This window comes from Pseudoxanthomonas sp. (assembly GCF_036845285.1).
Taxonomy (GTDB): domain Bacteria; phylum Pseudomonadota; class Gammaproteobacteria; order Xanthomonadales; family Xanthomonadaceae; genus Pseudoxanthomonas_A.
The window spans coordinates 19,681-36,589 of record NZ_DAIUEE010000017.1 but is presented as its reverse complement, the minus strand read 5'-3'; the positions used below and the strand labels follow the sequence as shown (position 1 = coordinate 36,589).

The 16,909-nt window shown below is 62.1% G+C and carries 13 protein-coding genes; 3 read left to right on the top strand and 10 right to left on the bottom strand.

Annotation, left to right across the window (positions count from 1 at the left end):
- Positions 1-9: 9 nt before the first annotated feature.
- The 7 genes from V7060_RS16690 to V7060_RS16660 all read right to left on the bottom strand — a co-directional run bounded on the left by V7060_RS16690 (position 10) and on the right by V7060_RS16660 (position 8,293).
- A complete protein-coding gene (locus V7060_RS16690; RefSeq protein WP_334180386.1) occupies positions 10-2,400 on the bottom strand; it encodes a heavy metal translocating P-type ATPase in 2,391 nt (796 codons plus the stop codon).
- Between the two features lie 77 nt (positions 2,401-2,477).
- The gene (locus V7060_RS16685; RefSeq protein ID WP_334180365.1) at positions 2,478-3,020 is read right to left on the bottom strand and encodes a DUF411 domain-containing protein; all 543 of its coding nucleotides are present in this window, start codon (positions 3,018-3,020) and stop codon (positions 2,478-2,480) included.
- A gap of 70 nt (positions 3,021-3,090) precedes the next feature.
- Positions 3,091-3,933, bottom strand: a complete 843-nt coding sequence (locus tag V7060_RS16680; RefSeq protein ID WP_334180364.1) for a cytochrome c — start codon at positions 3,931-3,933, stop codon at positions 3,091-3,093.
- A gap of 12 nt (positions 3,934-3,945) precedes the next feature.
- Positions 3,946-5,370, bottom strand: coding sequence for a copper resistance protein B (locus V7060_RS16675; RefSeq protein ID WP_334180363.1), 1,425 nt, complete (start codon positions 5,368-5,370; stop codon positions 3,946-3,948).
- The gene (locus tag V7060_RS16670) at positions 5,367-7,235 is read right to left on the bottom strand and encodes a copper resistance system multicopper oxidase (RefSeq protein WP_334180362.1); all 1,869 of its coding nucleotides are present in this window, start codon (positions 7,233-7,235) and stop codon (positions 5,367-5,369) included. The genes V7060_RS16675 and V7060_RS16670 overlap by 4 nt, the downstream gene beginning before the upstream one ends.
- A gap of 113 nt (positions 7,236-7,348) precedes the next feature.
- The gene (copL, locus tag V7060_RS16665) at positions 7,349-7,768 is read right to left on the bottom strand and encodes a transcriptional regulator CopL (protein WP_334180361.1); all 420 of its coding nucleotides are present in this window, start codon (positions 7,766-7,768) and stop codon (positions 7,349-7,351) included.
- A gap of 174 nt (positions 7,769-7,942) precedes the next feature.
- Positions 7,943-8,293 (bottom strand): helix-turn-helix transcriptional regulator, encoded by a 351-nt coding sequence (locus V7060_RS16660; protein WP_005996633.1) that lies wholly within the window; start codon positions 8,291-8,293, stop codon positions 7,943-7,945.
- Between the two features lie 120 nt (positions 8,294-8,413).
- On the opposite strand from V7060_RS16660, the gene V7060_RS16655 reads away from it, so the two are divergent.
- On the top strand, positions 8,414-9,172 hold the full coding sequence (locus tag V7060_RS16655) for a hypothetical protein (protein WP_334180360.1): 759 nt from the start codon (positions 8,414-8,416) through the stop codon (positions 9,170-9,172).
- Positions 9,173-9,192: 20 nt separating this feature from the next.
- Here the strand turns inward: V7060_RS16655 and V7060_RS16650 are convergent, their stop codons facing one another.
- Positions 9,193-10,245 carry a DNA-binding protein gene (locus V7060_RS16650; protein ID WP_334180359.1) on the bottom strand — a complete coding sequence of 351 codons (1,053 nt, stop codon included), beginning with the start codon at positions 10,243-10,245 and terminating at the stop codon, positions 9,193-9,195.
- A 262-nt stretch (positions 10,246-10,507) separates the two neighbouring features.
- On the opposite strand from V7060_RS16650, the gene V7060_RS16645 reads away from it, so the two are divergent.
- Both V7060_RS16645 and V7060_RS16640 read left to right on the top strand, forming a co-directional pair.
- A complete protein-coding gene (locus V7060_RS16645; RefSeq protein ID WP_046932181.1) occupies positions 10,508-12,085 on the top strand; it encodes an AAA family ATPase in 1,578 nt (525 codons plus the stop codon).
- On the top strand, positions 12,063-13,151 hold the full coding sequence (locus V7060_RS16640; RefSeq protein WP_334180358.1) for a UvrD-helicase domain-containing protein: 1,089 nt from the start codon (positions 12,063-12,065) through the stop codon (positions 13,149-13,151). Before V7060_RS16645 ends, V7060_RS16640 begins: the two co-directional genes overlap by 23 nt.
- A 281-nt stretch (positions 13,152-13,432) precedes the next feature.
- Here V7060_RS16640 and V7060_RS16635 read toward each other — a convergent pair whose 3' ends face one another.
- Together V7060_RS16635 and V7060_RS16630 are read right to left on the bottom strand one after the other, a co-directional pair.
- Positions 13,433-13,708 (bottom strand): hypothetical protein, encoded by a 276-nt coding sequence (locus tag V7060_RS16635; RefSeq protein ID WP_046935218.1) that lies wholly within the window; start codon positions 13,706-13,708, stop codon positions 13,433-13,435.
- A gap of 9 nt (positions 13,709-13,717) precedes the next feature.
- Positions 13,718-16,906: a CusA/CzcA family heavy metal efflux RND transporter gene (locus V7060_RS16630; RefSeq protein ID WP_046935219.1), complete on the bottom strand. Its 3,189-nt coding sequence runs from the start codon at positions 16,904-16,906 to the stop codon at positions 13,718-13,720.
- Between the last annotated feature and the right edge of the window lie 3 nt (positions 16,907-16,909).

Here is a 16,909-nt window from a genome sequence, read left to right as displayed (position 1 = left end):
TATGAGCCATCAGTGACAGGAATGGCCGCGCGCAGGCTCATCGGCGCGGTCAGGGTGGGAGGTGGCAACAACGGTGGAGCCGGACAAACGCAAGGCATTGGTGACCACTGAAACCGAGCTCAGGCTCATGGCCAGGGCCGCCATCATCGGACTGAGCAAAACGCCGAAGCTGGGGTACAGCAGGCCGGCGGCGATAGGCACGCCGATGGCGTTGTAGACAAACGCGAAACCCAGGTTCTGCTTCATGTTGGCCACCGTCGAAGACGAGATGGCACGGGCTTGCACGATGCGCCTCAGATCACCCTTGACCAGGGTGAGCTGGGCGCTGGACATGGCCACATCCGTGCCCGTCCCCATCGCGATGCCCACATCGGCTGCCGCCAGGGCCGGCGCATCGTTGATGCCATCGCCGGCCATGGCCACACGACGCCCTTGGGCTTTGAGTTGCTGGACAAGTTCGGCCTTGTCCTGAGGTTTGACGCCGCCACGCACATCGTCGATGCCCAGCGTGCGCCCCACGGCCTCGGCCGTCGCCTGTGCGTCACCGGAGGCCATCACGACGTGCAGGCCATCGGCACGTAGCAGGTTCAAGGCAGGCAAGGTCGTGGCTTTGATGGGATCAGCCACCGCAATGGCGCCGGCCAAGCGCCGATTGACCGCCAAGAACATCACGCTAGCGCCTTCCTTGCGCAGACGCTCGGCGCTGCTCTGCAAGGGCGCAACATCAGCCCCTATCGATGCCATCAAGCTTTGGTTGCCAAGTACAACATCCTGATCAGCCACGCGTCCGCGGACACCTTGGCCAGTGAGCGAATCAAAATCCTGGGCGGCCGTCAGGCTCAAGCTACGTCGTTGGGCTTCAGCCACGATGGCCTCGGCCAAGGGGTGCTCACTGCCCTGCTCCAGGCTGCCGGCCAAACGAAGGATCTGATCGGCGTCGAAACCGGCGTAGGAGAGCGTGTCGCGAAAGGCTGGACGCCCCTCGGTCAAGGTACCGGTTTTGTCCACAATCAACGTGTCGATCAAACGTAGCTGTTCGATCGCCTGAGCATCGCGGAACAGGACCCCAACCTGTGCAGCGCGGCCGGTGGCGACCATGATCGACATGGGGGTAGCCAACCCCAGGGCACACGGGCACGCAATGATCAGGACCGATACGGCATTGAGGACGGCAAAGGTCCAGGACGGTTCGGGTCCAAACAGGCCCCATCCGAAGAACGTGAGCACCGCCGTGACCAGCACTGCCAGAACGAACCAGTACGCCACCTTGTCTGCCATACGCTGCATCGGCGCGCGAGAGCGCTGGGCTTGGGCCACCAACTGCACAATCTGCGCCAGTACCGTCCCGGATCCGACTTTGTCCGCCCGGATGACCAGGGCGCCCGTCCCGTTAAGCGTGGCGCCTATGACGTGATCACCGACAGTCTTCTCCACCGGAATGGGTTCACCGGTCAGCATCGACTCATCGACACTGGTGCGACCTTCGATGACTTCCCCATCGACCGGCACCTTCTCGCCCGGTCGTACGCGAAGTAGATCACCCACGTGCACGTGATCCAGCGCAACGTCCTCTTCGCCACCATCGGGTTTGACGCGGCGAGCCGTCTTGGGCGCCAACCCCAGCAGGGACTTGATAGCCGCCGAGGTTTTGGAACGCGCCCGCAGTTCCAGCAGCTGGCCAAGCAGCGTGAGCGAGACGATGACCGCTGCCGCCTCGAAGTAGACCCCTACCCGTCCATGTTCGCGGAAAGAGTCCGGAAACAGGCCGGGCGCCACGGTGGCCACCACGCTGTAGCCAAACGCAGCGGCCACGCCGATGCCGATCAGCGTCCACATGTTGGGGCTGCGATTGCTGATGGACTGTAGGCAGCGCTCAAAGAAAGGCCACCCCGCCCAGAGCACCACCGGGGCGCTCAGCACGAGCTCAATCCAGGTGCGCGCCTGCGTGGACAAGCCGGGTAGACGATGTCCCAGCATGGCCAGGACCAGGACGATCAACGTCAAAGGCAGCGTCCACCAGAAGCGTCGGGTGAAATCGCGTAACTCCGGATTGTCGTCCTCCTCCAGCGACGGCATCTCCGGCTCCAGCGCCATGCCGCAGATCGGACAGGTGCCGGGACCGGGCTGACGAATCTGCGGATGCATCGGGCAGGTATAGACCGTGGCGTGGGTATCGCTGGGCAGGGCCACCGCTACTGGGGCGGTCACTTCGACTTGCTGGGGAGCATCGTCCGTATAGCGGACGGGATTGGTGATGAACCGCTCTCGGCATTTGGCTGAGCAGAAGTGATACTTCGTTCCGCCATGCAGGGCGTGGTACGGCGTTCTAGCCGCCGAGACCTGCATGCCGCATACCGGATCGCGCACCGAGTCTGGACCATCGCTGGCACCCTGTGGCATCGCCTTGCCTGCTTCATCGTGGGAATGAGGGGACATGGATCACTCTGGGCTGGAAGAAGGGATCGCGAGCAAACTTGTCAGCTGCGTTGACCGTGCAGGACGTAAGGCTGGGTGGTGCCATCGGGCAGTACGAATTCCACCGTGTAGGGTTGAACACGTCCGTCGGGCATCTCCATACCAGGAGAACCGGCGGGCATGCCCGGTAGCACTAATCCACGGCCTACCGGGCGCTCACGCAGCAGGCGCAGGATGTCCTGTACCGGCACATGACCTTCGACGATGTAGCCATCGATCTCGGCGGTATGGCACGAGCCGCGTCCATAGGGAACGCCCAAGCGCGCCTTGATCGGGTTGAGGTCTTCGCTGTTGTGCACCTCAACCGTAAAACCTGCTTTCTCCAGATGCTCCACCCACAGTTGGCAGCAACCGCAGGTCGCACTCTTATGTACTTTGACCAACGGCAACGGACGCTGCGGTTGGGCGACCTGCTGCGCATCCGCCGATGTCGGAGATTGGGCGACCGATGCCGCCTCTGTACTGACAGCCGATTCGGGGCGCGCGCATGCGGTCAGCGACAAGGCCGTGGTCAGCAGAAAGAGACAGCTGCGTGAAGTATTCATCATGCGTCCTCAAGAGATGCCCGAGCGCCGAGGCGCTCGGGCGTGGAGCCGGGGCAGCTCCATGAAGGGATCAATGCTGGTGGTCGTGGCCGTCATCGGCCTTGGGAGCTGGCTCGGCTGAGTTGGCTGGCATGGAGGAGTGCTGATCGTGCTCACCTTCGGATTTGGCCTGCGCGGGTTGCTTGGCTGGCTCGGCCGCATGCACGTGCGTCTTGCCGTCGGCATGCACGTGCGTGGTGCCTTCCTTAGCTCTGCTCATGTCCATGTCCATGCCACCGGTTTGATGACCTTGGCCATGGCCATCACCCATCTCTGCTCCATCACCGCTGCCATGGTGGTCTGCACCCGCTTCCTCCCCATGCGAGTGCCCGCCGGTCTCACCACCGCCGTGTGAATGACCATCACTGCTGGCCACCAACGCCTGGTAGCCGGCCTTGTCCAGCGTGGGCAGCTTCTGCAGGAAGGCCGACATGTTCCAGATGAACTCATCGTCCATGCTGCCGCCCCACGCGGGCATGCCACTGGCCTTGATGCCGTGCTTGATTACCCAGAACGCCTCAGCTGGAGCCACCGGTTGTTTGCTTAGGTTCGGTGGCGCGGGGTACAGGCCCTTGCTCATCTCGGTGGCCGCCGCGTCTGGCGAAAGATGGCAGGTCACGCACATCGCGTTGTAGTTGCCCGCACCCTGGCGGATACGCTCAGGATCATCCAGGTTCGTGGGTACCTGAAGCTTGGCGGCACGCACCTCAATGGAACGCTCGCGCGCCGTTTCAAGTAGCGCATACACCGGGCGACTATGCGGATCATCGGCGGCCACGTTGTACACGCCTAGAGAGACCGTGGCGGTTGCGACCACCGCAACCAATGCCACGCCGGCACCTAGCCATACCCACATCTTCTTGTTGGATTTCATTGTCAGTTCCCCTTAGAACCAGGTACGAAGGCCGATGACCAAGCGCGTGTCTTCAAAGGACTCGCCATGCTCGCGTCGCATGTCTGCGGTATTGCCAAACGCGCGCTCGTACACCACGCCGATGTAGGGAGCGAACTTTCGGGTGAACTCATAACGAAGTCGTAGTCCCGCCTCAGCGGTACTCAGACCCGAACCTATCCCGCGCAATGGGTCGTTCTTGCCATAGGCGGTGACTTCCACCAGCGGCTGCAAGATCAGCCGGTTGGTCAGCAGCAATTCGTACTCGGCCTCGACATTGGCGGCAGTCTGGCCCCCTTCACCGAGATAGGCTGTGGCGGACACTTCGAACTTCATGGGTGCCAAGCCCTGTACGCCGATAGCGGCGAAGTTCTGCGAAGCGCCCGGCTTGAAGTCATGGCGCACACCGGCCACCACATCCCACCACGTGGAAATACTGCGGCCGTAAAGCACTTCCAGATCAGCCGACTCGGTCTGACCATCCGTGCGCTCGCCTTCACTGCGGAGCCAGACGCGATTGAGATCCGTACCGATCCAGCCCTGACCCTCCCAGCCCAGCCCGGTCCCCGGATCGGCGTCCCAGGCTTCCAGGCGATTGAGCAGTACATAGCTCTTGATCGAATTGTCATGTACCGGATGCGCGTGTGCGGGCGCGATGGCCGCCTTACGATCAGCCTCGGTCACCGCAGGAATCGGGGTGCGCGGCTGCGTTGGTGCTACAGGCCCATGCCCCATCTGACTGTGGTCCATGCCCTCTTTCGATTGCATGCCCGCTTCTGGCGTCGCGGCCGCGGGCGAACCGTGGCCCATCTTGGAATGGTCCATCCCCTGCATCGCAGGTGTGGCCGCACCAGAGGTGTCGGCTGCAGCGGGCTGTGCCATCTGACTGTGATCCATGCCCTGCATCGACTGCGTCGGCGCTTTGGGCTTTGCAGGCGTGCTCGGAGGCGAGCCGTGCCCCATCTTCGAGTGGTCCATCCCCTGCATCGCGGGCGCGGCCGTGCCGGCTGTGTCGGCTGCAGCGGGCTTTGCCATCTGGCTGTGATCCATGCCCTGCATCGACTGCGTCTGCGCTTTGGGCGCTGCAGGTGTGCTCGCGGGCGAGCCGTGCCCCATCTGCGAGTGATCCATGCCCTGCATGGCGGGCTCGGACACTTCAGCAGACGGCGCGGCGTGGCCCATCGCCGCATGATCGATCATCGCTTCGCTCGTCTTGGCCGGTGTTGCAGGCTTTTTGGCTAGCGCAGGTTTTGATGTCGGCGCCTGATGTGCAGAGTGATCCTGAGTCTGGGTCTGCGCGCCCTGCTCCATCGGCATGGAGCCGTGCTGCATGGATTGAGCGCTGGCCGCATTGGCCAGGGCCAGCGAGATAGCCAGCGTCAGCGCAGTCAGAGCGGTATCGCGTTTATTGATGTTCATTCGTCGACCCTCACCGTGCGCATCATTCCGGCTTCCATGTGATAAAGCAGGTGGCAATGAAACGCCCAGCTGCCCAACGCATCGGCACGCACGCGATACGTGCGTCGGCTACCCGGCGGCATATCCACCGTGTGCTTGCGCACCATGAAGTTGCCGTTGTCGTCCTCTACGTCACTCCACATGCCGTGCAAATGTATGGGATGGGTCATCATCGTGTCGTTGACCAATACGATGCGCATGCGCTCGCCGTAGTTCAGCCGCAGCGGCTCAACATCGGAAAACTTCTGACCGTTGAAACCCCAGGAGAACTTCTCCATGTGTCCGGTCAGATGCAGCTCGATCTCGCGACCGGGGTCGCGTCCGTCAGGGTCTTCAAAGGTGCTCTTGAGCATGGAATACGTCAGTACATGACGGCCGTTATCGCGCAGGCCATTGCCCGGATCATCCAAGCGCGAACTCACGCTCATGGCCTGGTTGTCCAGCAGGGGATTGTTGGTCTCGCTGGCAGGGTGTGATTGCATGCCCCCGTGCTGCATGCCGGCCATGGCACCATCGCCGGCGGCGGGCATCGCATGGCCTGCATGGGCCGAGGTCGCGTTACCGCTTGCAGGTGGGGTCATGCCGGGCATGCCCATGGCCGCACCACAGCCGCCTTCCATGCCCTTGCTACCGCCAGACATATCCATCGATCCATGATCCATGCCCATGTCTGCCATCGTCAGCAGCGGCCGGGGATCCACAGACGGAACGGGCGCGCGTAAACCTTCGCGCACGGCGAGCGTGCCGCTGACGTAGCCGGTGCGACCGGAATCTTGGGCAAAGATGGTGAATGCGTCCTGCCCGGAGGGCTCCACGATCACATCAAAGGTTTCTGCTACTGCGATGCGGAACTCGTCAACGGAAACCGGATGGACATACAAGCCATCTGCCGCCACCACGGTCATCTTCAGCCCCGGAATACGCACATCGAAGTACGTCATGGCAGAGCCATTGATGAAACGCAGGCGCACCTTCTCGCCACTGCGGAACAAACCGGTCCAGTTGCCCAGAGAGGTCGTGCCGTTCATCAGGTAGGTGTAGGTGTTGGCGTTGACGTCGGACAGATCCGTGGGCGTCATCCGCATCACGCCCCACATCTTGCGATCTTCCAACGTGGCCGACAGACCGTTGCGTTTCACATCGCGTGCAAAATCGCCGACCGTGCGCTTGTAGTAGTTGTCATGGCCCGGCATCTTCTTCAAACGATCGAACAGGGCCGTCGGGTCTAGGTCTGTCCAATCGCTCAGCATCACGACGTAGTCGCGATCAAAGCTGAAAGGCTCTGGCTCCAGTGGATCGATCACGATCGGTCCATACAGCCCAGCCTGTTCCTGGAACCCTGAGTGGCTGTGGTACCAGTAGGTGCCGCCCTGATGCAGGGTGAACCGGTAGTGGTAGGTCTCACCACGTCCGATGCCGTCAAAGCTCAGGCCTGGCACGCCGTCCATGTTGGCCGGCAAAATGATGCCGTGCCAATGTATGGAAGTGTCCGTGCCATGGAGGGAGTCGGCTGGCAATGCATTGGAGACACGCAGGTTGACCGTGGTGCCTTCCCGCCACCGCAGCAACGGCGCCGGAACGGACCCGTTAACCGTGATCGCGGTGCGGGTCTTGCCGGTGAAGTTCATCGGCGTCTCGCCGATGGTCAGGTCAAACTCGGTGCCCGACAGTACGTTGGGTTGTCCCGGGCCCTTGAGCGCCCAACTGGCTTTGGGCCAGAAGCCCAATCCTGCGACTGCGCCTCCCAAGGCCAAGCCCTGGACAAATCGCCGCCGCGAAGGCAGCAGCGGTCCACCGTGTGGACCACGAAAATCATCATGCGACATGAAAATGCTCCAAGCGTCGTGTTGCCACCGGCGGGCGGTGGTACAGAGCGGGCGGCTGGCCTAAACAGGCATGCAAGCCACACCAGCGGCGCCATTGCGGCGCCTAGGGACGCTTAGCCGATCGGTGGTCGGATCAGATGAGGCAAGGCAGGTGCCGCATGCCCTAGGGGCAGCGGCATGACATCCAGGCCCAAGGCCATTTGCACCGAAACATGCAGGCGCGCAGGAAGTGCGCTCGCGCACGCGTGTACGCAAGCGCACCGGCACGCAGAAGACTTGCAACAGTCGGGACCGGCATGGTCGCCATGCCCAGTGCCAGCCTTTTCAATTGAGGTGGCATCGGGATGATGCTCAGCACTGTGATGGGCGACGCAGTCTTCATCGCCCTGCGCCGCGGCAGCCACTTCGCTGGCCTGCTCTTCCATGACCGGGTTCATACTGACCGACGCAAACGCCGACCACGCGCCGTTAAGCACGAGCATGGCGATCAGGAGCAGTCGCAGTAGAAGTGAGGAGGCTGACACGGGCGACATGGTAAATCACTTTAGACAAGGCGCGCGTGTATCGGTCGTGAACAAAATCTCAAGCAGGACTGAGATGCCGCGACTTGTCAGTCGCACTAGCCACGGCCACTGCAGCTCCCGCCAGTCGCACCCGAAAGGAGGGTTGAGGCGAAGAGTGGCCCATAGGGCGAGCGCTTGTTCGGTTTACTTCTCGGGTGTGGCCTCGATCAGCTTCACCAACTCGCGCTTCTGCTGCTTGCTTAGCGAGCCCCAGCGCAGGAGCAGCTTGGCCAGCAGATCATCGTCGGTGTAGAGGAAGGCGGCGGGGATACCCAACGCTTGGGCCAACCGCTCAGCGGTCTCCAGCTTCGGCTCGTGCTTGCCACGCTCGTACTGGTTGATTCGGGGGCTGGCCACGTGAGGATCCAGACCGGCCCGGATGCCCAACTCCTTCTGCGACAAACCCGTGTGCAGGCGGGCTTGTTTGAGGCGTCGAGCGAAGGTCGGTGTTGAGTCGACGGACAAAGTCACGCGCGCACCCCATGGAGACCCCATAAGGATGGCGGATGTACCCTGCCTTGCATACTAAGATATTCTTAGCTTTGAGGCAACCGGCGACACCGGTAGCGCCGCCACCGTCAGGAGCCACGCCGCTCCCTCATCCCCGGAAACCGCATGCCCGGAACCTCGTCAATGACGCCATCTGGGGTCGCCAGCATCGAGGAGTTGGGCCTTCGTGGCACCCTTTTCCTGGCCGCACTGTTGGCCGCGCAGCTACGACGCATACCGGTGGCGCCCACACGCCGCTCCACCTTGCTAGTGCTGGACGCGCTGCGAGACTTGGCCTTGATCCAAGTTCCCTGGCCAGCGGATCGATGGCAAATCCGCCCCGATGCCGAGGTCACGCCCATCGAAGATCTGCAATGGGCTTTCGCCTGGTCTACCCACGAGCGCAGGCACCTGCTCCCTGTGCTGGAAGACCAACTCGGCGATATGGCGAACGATGTGGACTTGGCGGACGCGAAACTGGAGCTGTGGGACGAACTTGCACTCTGGGAGACCGAGCAGTTTCTGGAGCAGCAATTGCTCAGACATCACTTCGACCCCAGCTGGGCACGCGATGTGGGGTTCGTCTTTCAATCCGGGCCGCCGGGCTTGCCGATCGCGCGGTGGCGTTACTGCTGCTGGGCGGCGGTACGCCAAGGTGCCTCGGTGGCGATGCGTCTTGGCGTGCACGACAGCGCCCATGTGCGGGAAGCCATCTTTCAGGAGGTCCAGAAGCGCCTGCGCTACCTGATGACCAGTTCGTCCGAGCAAGGCATGTTCAAGCCCTATCATTTGGCACCGGAGTCGTCAGTAGCCAAACTGTTTGTAGATTGGGTCGTCCCTATGGAGTGGGCGTACTGGACAGGTGAGCGTCACCCTAGCCGCTAACAGGCAAACGAGCAGCCTCGTTAGTCGGCTTCCCCACCCTGCGTAGCGCCGCGCCGGGTTTTCTTCACCGCATTTTGTGCCGGCGTCAGTTGATTCAGGAGGGGCTCTAGCGCTCCAAGACGTGCATTGGCACGCAACGCATCAGCTTCAGCGCTCTCACGGCGCTCACGCTCCCGCGTAAGGGTGTCTTGGACTTGAGTTAGCTCGTTGCGCATGGCATCCAAGGCCTTGGCATCAGTCTTCCAGCGCTCCTGCAATGCCAAATGGTCTGTCGCAGTCTGGCGCAACGCCACGACCTCGCTGTGTTGGCCTTCGTGGGCCTGTCGCAACTGGGCAAGCTCCCGCTCAATCCGCCCGTGGCGCTCCAGCCATTGACCATTGTCGCGGTTCAGCACCAACAGTTCCTGATTCTTCGCGCCCAAGGCTTCATTGGCCTGACGCAAGGCTACTTGCAGCTCTTGGACCTGATGCTCGTGGCGGCGCAGCTCTTGCTCGCGCTGCTCTTTGGTTGAAGTGCGGTAGTGCTCGAGCGCTTCCCTGGCATGGGCATGCTTGTCCTCTAGAGAACGCGTATGCGCCTCGTGATCAGCCAGCCGCACCGTCATGCCGGCGATGCGCTCGTTCAACTGGGCGATCTCCGCGATCCTGTCACCTAGATTCTGTTGAAGGAGGGCGTGAGCAGCTTGCTCTTGGTGCAGGCTTGCTTCGGTGCGCTGCAGCTGACTGCTCAAGGCGGCTGCCTCCTCTTGGGCACCGGAAAGCGCTTGTTGCTGACGCTGAAGTTCGGCCCCATGGCGCTCTCGCTCCCGGGTGAGGATCGCCTCCGCTTCCTCCTGAAGTCGCGTCGCCAGGCGCGCGACCAAGTCCTGCAAGGCCTCACTCACGGCCACCGCGCGTGCCGGACCGCCGCCCTCCTCTTCTTCCAGTTCACGCAAGTAGCGGTGAATCGTGGTCTTGGAGCCCGTGTTGCCCAAGGCCACTCGCACCGCGTCGACCGAGGGCTTCTTGCCTTGAGCAATCAGCGCGTCGCGCGCCTTCTGGACGTCACTCTTGTAGAGCCCTGCGCGCGCCATCGTGCCACCCCCTCTTTATTTCGTAATGTATTACATACCATGTAATTACGTACTAGTAAAGCAAACAGAAAGCCGCTCGTCGGGGCAAATCTTTATGCGGGATAATGTTGAATTATCCCGCGTGATCGGCCGCCAGCCGCCTCCGGGGTGTCTCACCCGTACGAAATCCGCCCCACTGGCCCGGTTTAGTATGAACGCCATGCCGGCGTGTCCGGATGGCTCCGGGCGCCGTGCTCGCGCTGCAGTCGTACAGGGATGAACCATGCCGATCGAACGAGTCGTCATCGAGAACTTCAAGGCGTTTGGCCACCTGGATTTGCCGCTCAACCCCCACATGAACCTGATCGTGGGCAACAACGAGGTCGGCAAGTCCACGCTATTGGAAGCTATTCATGCTGTCGTGACCGGCCAATTGCACGGACGAGGCATCGCCTACGAAATCACCCCCTACCTGTTCCACCAACCGGCTGTCGACGAGTATCTGGCACGTCTGCGGGATGGACAGCCTGGTTCGCCTCCGCGGATCGTGATCGAGGCTTACCTCGGACGGGATGCCACCCTGGCTTCATTGCGGGGTACCAACAACTCCCTCGGCGCTGACATGGCCGGCATTCGGCTGCTGATCGAACTCAACGAAGACTATCGCCCCGAGTTCGATGCCTATTTGCGCGAGCACCAGGGGGGCAGCTTGCCGGTGGAGTACTACACCGTCCGCTGGTATTCCTTCGCCAACAATGGCGTCACCGCCCGCAGCATCCCATTCGACTCCACGATAATCGATACCACCAGTGCCAAGACCTTTTCAGGCACGGATCGCTACATCGGCAGCATCATCGACCAGGTGCTTTCTCCGGCTCAGCGCGTGGCCTTGTCGCTGAGTTATCGCCGCATGCGGCAGAGCTTTTCCCAGGAAACGGACGTGGCGGCCATCAACACGTTCCTGGCCGAAAATGCGGGCGATGTCAGCAATAAGACGCTGACCGTGGGTGTGGACACCTCGGCGCGGTCGACGTGGGAGGCCAGTCTGTCTCCCTACCTGGACGATCTTCCTTTCACCCACGCCGGCAAAGGCGAACAGAGTGCGGTCAAAATGAAACTGGCCATGCGCGCGGCCGGTGCTGCGCACGTGCTGCTGGTAGAAGAGCCCGAGAATCATCTGTCCTTCTCCAGTATGACCCAACTGATCGACAAGATCGCAGCTCTGTCCACCGCCCAGCAAGTCATCATTGCAACGCATAGCAGCTTCGTGTTGAACAAGCTCGGCGTGGACAACGTGATCCTCTTCAGTGCACGCGGACACATAAAACTGGACCAACTGCCGACCGATACGCACGACTACTTCATGAAGCTGCCGGGTCATGACACCCTGCGGTTGATCCTGGCCAAGCAGGCGATCCTTGTCGAGGGCCCCTCGGACGAGTTGATCGTCCAGCGAGCCTTCAAGGATCACCACGGCGTGTCGCCGTTGGCCCGTGGCGTGGACGTGATCTCGGTCAACTCCCTGGCCTTCAAGCGATTTCTGCAGATCGCCCAACGCCTGGATATCCCAACCGCTGTCGTTACCGACAACGACGGCGACGTAGCCCTGCTGCAGGAACGCTACGCTGATTTCCTGAACTACATCTACTATGACTCCGATGAGGACGCACCCTCGCTGGAGCAACAATTGATCAAGGCAAATACGCTGGCGCAATTGAATCTGGTGTTGGATAAAACGTTCGCCGATGAGGCGGCGCTGTTGAAGTTCATGAAGGGCAACAAGACCGATACAGCGTTGGCCATCTTCAATAGTCCCCACTCGATCGTGTTTCCGGACTATGTCCAGCGTGCCATCGCCTAATCAGGTACTGCTCTCGGCGGCCGGTTCGGGCAAGACGACGATGTTGGTGCGCCAGTCCCTGGCGCGCCCGCAACGCCGGATCGCCATCCTGACCTACACGCTTGAGAACCTGGAAGAGATCAGGCGCGCGTTTGAACGGCAGGCTGGCGCCGTGCCGGCGCACGTGTCGCTCTACAGTTGGTACAGCTTTCTGCTGCGCGAGTGCATTCGGCCCTATCAGGCGGCGCTGTGTGCCCAGCCCCGCGTGGAGTCCATCCTCTTCGTTGAGGGCAGGACCAACAATCGTGCTCCCCGTAGTCAGGTGGCTCGTCACTATCTGGCCGGCGATCGAATATATTCCGATCGCGCCGCTGACTTTGCCGTGCGCTGCGATGAGCTTACCCAAGGCCGTGTCATCGAGCGTTTGGCGGCCATGTACGACGAGCTCTACATCGATGAGGTCCAGGACTTGGCCGGCTACGACCTGGACCTGGTCGAGCGCCTGCTCTCCAGCGGCATCGAGATCACGCTGGTGGGTGATACCCGCCAGGCGACCTACGCCACCAACCATTCTCCGCGTCACCAGCAATACCGTGGTGTGGCCATGATGGGGCTTTTCCAAGCCTGGCAGGCGCGGAACTTGTGTCAGATCCAGCATCGGGTGATCAGCCACCGCTGTGCGCAGTCGCTGTGTGATCTGGCCGATGCGCTGTATCCGCAGATGCCGCGCACCGAGTCAGGAAATAGCGAGCTGACCGGGCATGAGGGCATTTATGTGGTGGCACCCACTCTGGTGCAAGAATATGTACTGCAGTTCGCGCCCACCGTCCTGCGTTACGACCGGCGGGAAGCCTGCGATGGCTATCCTGCGGTCAACTTTGGACAAGCCAAGGGACGGACATACTCCCGCGTGCTGATCTATCCCAATGGCCCCCTGGCCCAGTTCCTGCGCACCGCTGACGCCTCCCGTATCACCTCACCGGCGAAGTACTACGTGGCGTTCACGCGGGCCCGGCAAAGCGTGGCCTTTGTCCTGGCAGGCGCCTGCGCCTGGCCAGGGCACCAAGTCTATGAGTCCCGAGACTAGTCGGGTGCTGCTCCCACGCTGCCGGCGCGCCCGGTGGGCTGCACAAGGCGTTGGTGTTCGGCCTGGCCTTTGGCCTGCTGGCGCTCTCTGGCGCACTGCTATGGCGAGCACGCGCTCCTCCGTGCCCAGCCGACCCCAGGCTGGCCGCCACCTGCACGCGATTGCGACGGATCAGCGTTTGGGTTGTGGGGCGTAGCAGCGCTCAGCACGACCTTGGGAACGGTGTTTGCCTTCGGTTGGATTGGTTGAGGGTTCGGAGGGCGGCAATGCCGCCCTCCGCTTTACCTCTTTTCGATAGGCCCACGGGTCGGTTGCGCCGGTGCCGGCCCGGGATCGTTGAATGTCAGGTGTAGTTCTGTTACGCCGAACTGAGTGGCGAGAATCTGGCCCACGACGGCCTGCACTGTGGCCAGGTCCACCGCCGATGAGGCCACTGTCACCGTGGCCTGAATGCCCAGCCCGGATGCGGCAGGCATCCACCGCAGATCGTCGACCGCCTTCACCCCGGGATCGGCGAACATCGCCGCACGCACAATTTCCAGGTCAGGCTTGGGCATGATGCTGCCTCATGCGAGCGCCGTGGTCGGGAGAACGGGCCGGTCGCGCTCTCGGTGTAACCACCGGTACAGCACGGGCAATACAAACAGGGTCAAGGCGGTCGAGGACAAGATGCCACCGATCACCACGGTCGCCAGGGGCCGCTGGACTTCCGAACCCGCACCGACATTGAGAGCCATCGGCAAGAAGCCCAAAGAAGCCACCAGCGCGGTCATCAGCACCGGACGCAGCCTGCCGAGCGCACCATCGCGCACGGCCTCATCCAGCGGATCGCCTTGTTCGCGCAGGCGTCGGATGAAGGCAATCATGACCAAGCCGTTCAACACCGCCACGCCCGATAGGGCGATGAAGCCCACGCCGGCGGAGATGGACAACGGAATTCCGCGCAGCGCCAGCGCGATGACGCCGCCGGTCAGCGCCAGCGGTACCCCGCTGAACACGATCGCAGCGTCCTTTGCCGACCCAAAGGCCATGAACAGCAGAGCAAATATGAGAGCCAAGGTGACCGGAACGACTACGGAAAGGCGCTGGCTGGCGGAGATCAATTGCTCGAACGTGCCTCCATAGGCCACCCAGTAGCCTTCCGGCATCTTCACTTCCTCGCCGATTTTGGTGCGCAAATCTCCCACGAAACTTCCCAGATCGCGTTCGCGCACATTGGCCGTGATGACCACGCGTCGCTTGCCGTTCTCGCGGTTCACCTGGTTCGGTCCACGCTCGACTTGGATGGTAGCGACCTCACGTAACGGCACGGTCCGAGGGCTACCGCCACGCCATGTCGCCTCACGGCTGGACTCATCGGGACTATTGTCCTCGGGCAACGGAATCGGCAGGTCTGCCAGCACCGCCGGATCTGAGCGCAATGTTTCGGGTAGCCGGACCACGAGAGCGAAGCGACGATCGCCTTCAATGAACTGGCCCGCTACCTGACCACCGATAGCGGTGGCCACCGTCTCCTGCACATCTCCTGGATTCAATCCATACCGTGCCAGCGCTACCGGGTCTGGGGTTACCGTGAGCAACGGCAGTCCGCTCACTTGCTCAGACTTCACGTCCTCAGCACCAGGCACTTCACGCATTGCCCGCTCGATGCGGCCAGCAAGTCGTGCGAGCTGATCCAGATCATCGCCATAGACCTTGATCGCCACGTCCGAGCGGACGCCGGAGATCAGTTCGTTCGTGCGCATCTGGATGGGCTGGGTGAACTCATAGTTGCTACCGGGGATTTTCTTGGCGGCTTGCTCCAGTTCTTCGATCAACTCTGCCTTGGGCTTGCGGGGATCTGGCCACTGATCCCGCGGCTTGAGCATGAGGAACGTGTCGGCCATCGAGGGGGGCATCGGATCGGTGGCTACCTCGGCGGTACCGATCTTGGAGAAAATGTTGGCCACCTCGGGAAACTGCGCCAATCGCTTCTCCAATGTTTCCTGCATCGCCACCGATTGCTCCAGACTCGTGCCTGGAATCCGCATCGGCTGCAGCGTGATGTCGCCCTCATCCAGGCTGGGCACGAACTCCGATCCCAGCCGCGTGGCCAGGATGCCGCACGCGACCACCAGTACCGTGGCGCCGCCCAGTACGGCCAATCGACGGCGTAGCGCCCAATCCAGCAGCGGCGTGTAGCGAGCTCGTGACCAGCGCATCAGTCGGTTATCGTGCTCGGCCACGCGTCCACGCAGGAAGGTTGCAATGGCCGCTGGCACGAACGTCAGCGACAGCATCATCGCGCCGGTCAGCGCCAGGACGACGGTAATGGCCATGGGGTGGAACATCTTCCCCTCGACGCCGGAGAGGGCAAAGATCGGCAGATAGACGGCCGCGATAATGCCCAGGCCGAACAGGCTCGGTCGAATGACTTCCGCCGTTGCCGAAGCCGTCAGGTCATATCGCTCTTGATCGTTGAGTTGCCTGCCCAGCGCATTCTGCGCCTCGCCGAAACGACGCAGGCAGTTCTCGATGATGATGACCGCACCATCCACGATAAGCCCGAAGTCCAACGCGCCCAGGCTCATCAGATTGCCCGATACGTTGCCTCGCACCATGCCGATGATGGTGAACAGCATGGCCAGCGGGATCACAGCTGCGGTGATCAACGACGCCCGGACATTGCCCAGTAACAGGAACAACACCACCACCACCAGAAGCGCGCCTTCGATCAGGTTCTTGGCAACGGTCCCTATGGTGCGATCTACCAACGCCGTGCGGTCATACACCGCCTTGGCGTGCACACCTTCGGGCAGACTGGCGTTGGCAGCCTCCAGCTTGGCCACAGCGGCCCGAGAAACGTCGCGACTGTTGGCGCCAAACAGCATAAAGGCCGTACCGACGACCACCTCATGCCCGTTCTGCGTGGCCGCGCCGGTGCGCAGCTCCTTGCCTTCGCCAACGGTGGCGACATCGCGCACGCGGATCGGGACGCCATCACGACGATCCAGCACGATGCTGCCGACCGCGTCCACATCCCGTAGCTGGCCCGGTACGCGCACCAGGAACTGCTGCCCGTTGCGCTCGATGTAGCCGGCTCCCACGTTCTGGTTGTTGCGCATCACCGCGCCAACAACGTCTTGGAGCGTGAATCCCAGGGCTACCAGTTGCGCTGGATCGGGAGTGATGTGGATCTGCCGTTCAAAGCCACCGATGGTGTTGACCTCGGTCACCCCAGGCGTGGTGCGCAGTTGCGGGCGGATCACCCAATCCTGCAGCGTCCGCAGGTCCGTGGCCGTGTACGGGGAGCCATCGGGCTTGCGGGCATCGGGCTCGGCTTCCACCGTGTACATGAAGATCTCACCTAGACCGGTAGAGATCGGCCCCATCTCAGGATCTAGCCCCTCAGGAAGCTGAGACGTGATTTGCTGCAGGCGCTCGGCGACCTGCTGGCGCGCGAAGTACAGGTCCGTCCCATCCTTGAAGACGACCGTCACCTGCGATAACCCATAGCGAGACAACGAGCGGCTGTAGTCCAACTGGGGCAAGCCGGCCATCGCCGTTTCAATGGGGAATGTCACCCGTTGCTCGGCTTCCAGCGGCGAGTAACCTGGCGCCTGGGTGTTGATCTGGACCTGGACGTTGGTGATGTCGGGCGTGGCGTCAATGGACAGCTGACGATAGCTCCACACGCCGAGCGCAATAAGCGCTGCGGTCAGTACCAGCATCAGCCAGCGATGGCGAATGGAAAAATGGATGAGGCGTTCGAGCATGGC

Excerpts from the sequence above, each read along its gene's own strand:
- V7060_RS16690 (WP_334180386.1), bottom strand. The coding sequence starts at position 2,400 with ATGCCACAGGGTGCCAGCGATGGTCCAGACTCGGTGCGCGATCCGGTA.
- V7060_RS16685 (WP_334180365.1), bottom strand. The coding sequence starts at position 3,020 with ATGAATACTTCACGCAGCTGTCTCTTTCTGCTGACCACGGCCTTGTCG.
- V7060_RS16680 (WP_334180364.1), bottom strand. The coding sequence starts at position 3,933 with ATGAAATCCAACAAGAAGATGTGGGTATGGCTAGGTGCCGGCGTGGCA.
- V7060_RS16675 (WP_334180363.1), bottom strand. The coding sequence starts at position 5,370 with ATGAACATCAATAAACGCGATACCGCTCTGACTGCGCTGACGCTGGCT.
- V7060_RS16670 (WP_334180362.1), bottom strand. The coding sequence starts at position 7,235 with ATGTCGCATGATGATTTTCGTGGTCCACACGGTGGACCGCTGCTGCCT.
- copL (WP_334180361.1), bottom strand. The coding sequence starts at position 7,768 with ATGTCGCCCGTGTCAGCCTCCTCACTTCTACTGCGACTGCTCCTGATC.
- V7060_RS16660 (WP_005996633.1), bottom strand. The coding sequence starts at position 8,293 with ATGGGGTCTCCATGGGGTGCGCGCGTGACTTTGTCCGTCGACTCAACA.
- V7060_RS16655 (WP_334180360.1), top strand. The coding sequence starts at position 8,414 with ATGCCCGGAACCTCGTCAATGACGCCATCTGGGGTCGCCAGCATCGAG.
- V7060_RS16650 (WP_334180359.1), bottom strand. The coding sequence starts at position 10,245 with ATGGCGCGCGCAGGGCTCTACAAGAGTGACGTCCAGAAGGCGCGCGAC.
- V7060_RS16645 (WP_046932181.1), top strand. The coding sequence starts at position 10,508 with ATGCCGATCGAACGAGTCGTCATCGAGAACTTCAAGGCGTTTGGCCAC.
- V7060_RS16640 (WP_334180358.1), top strand. The coding sequence starts at position 12,063 with ATGTCCAGCGTGCCATCGCCTAATCAGGTACTGCTCTCGGCGGCCGGT.
- V7060_RS16635 (WP_046935218.1), bottom strand. The coding sequence starts at position 13,708 with ATGCCCAAGCCTGACCTGGAAATTGTGCGTGCGGCGATGTTCGCCGAT.
- V7060_RS16630 (WP_046935219.1), bottom strand. The coding sequence starts at position 16,906 with ATGCTCGAACGCCTCATCCATTTTTCCATTCGCCATCGCTGGCTGATG.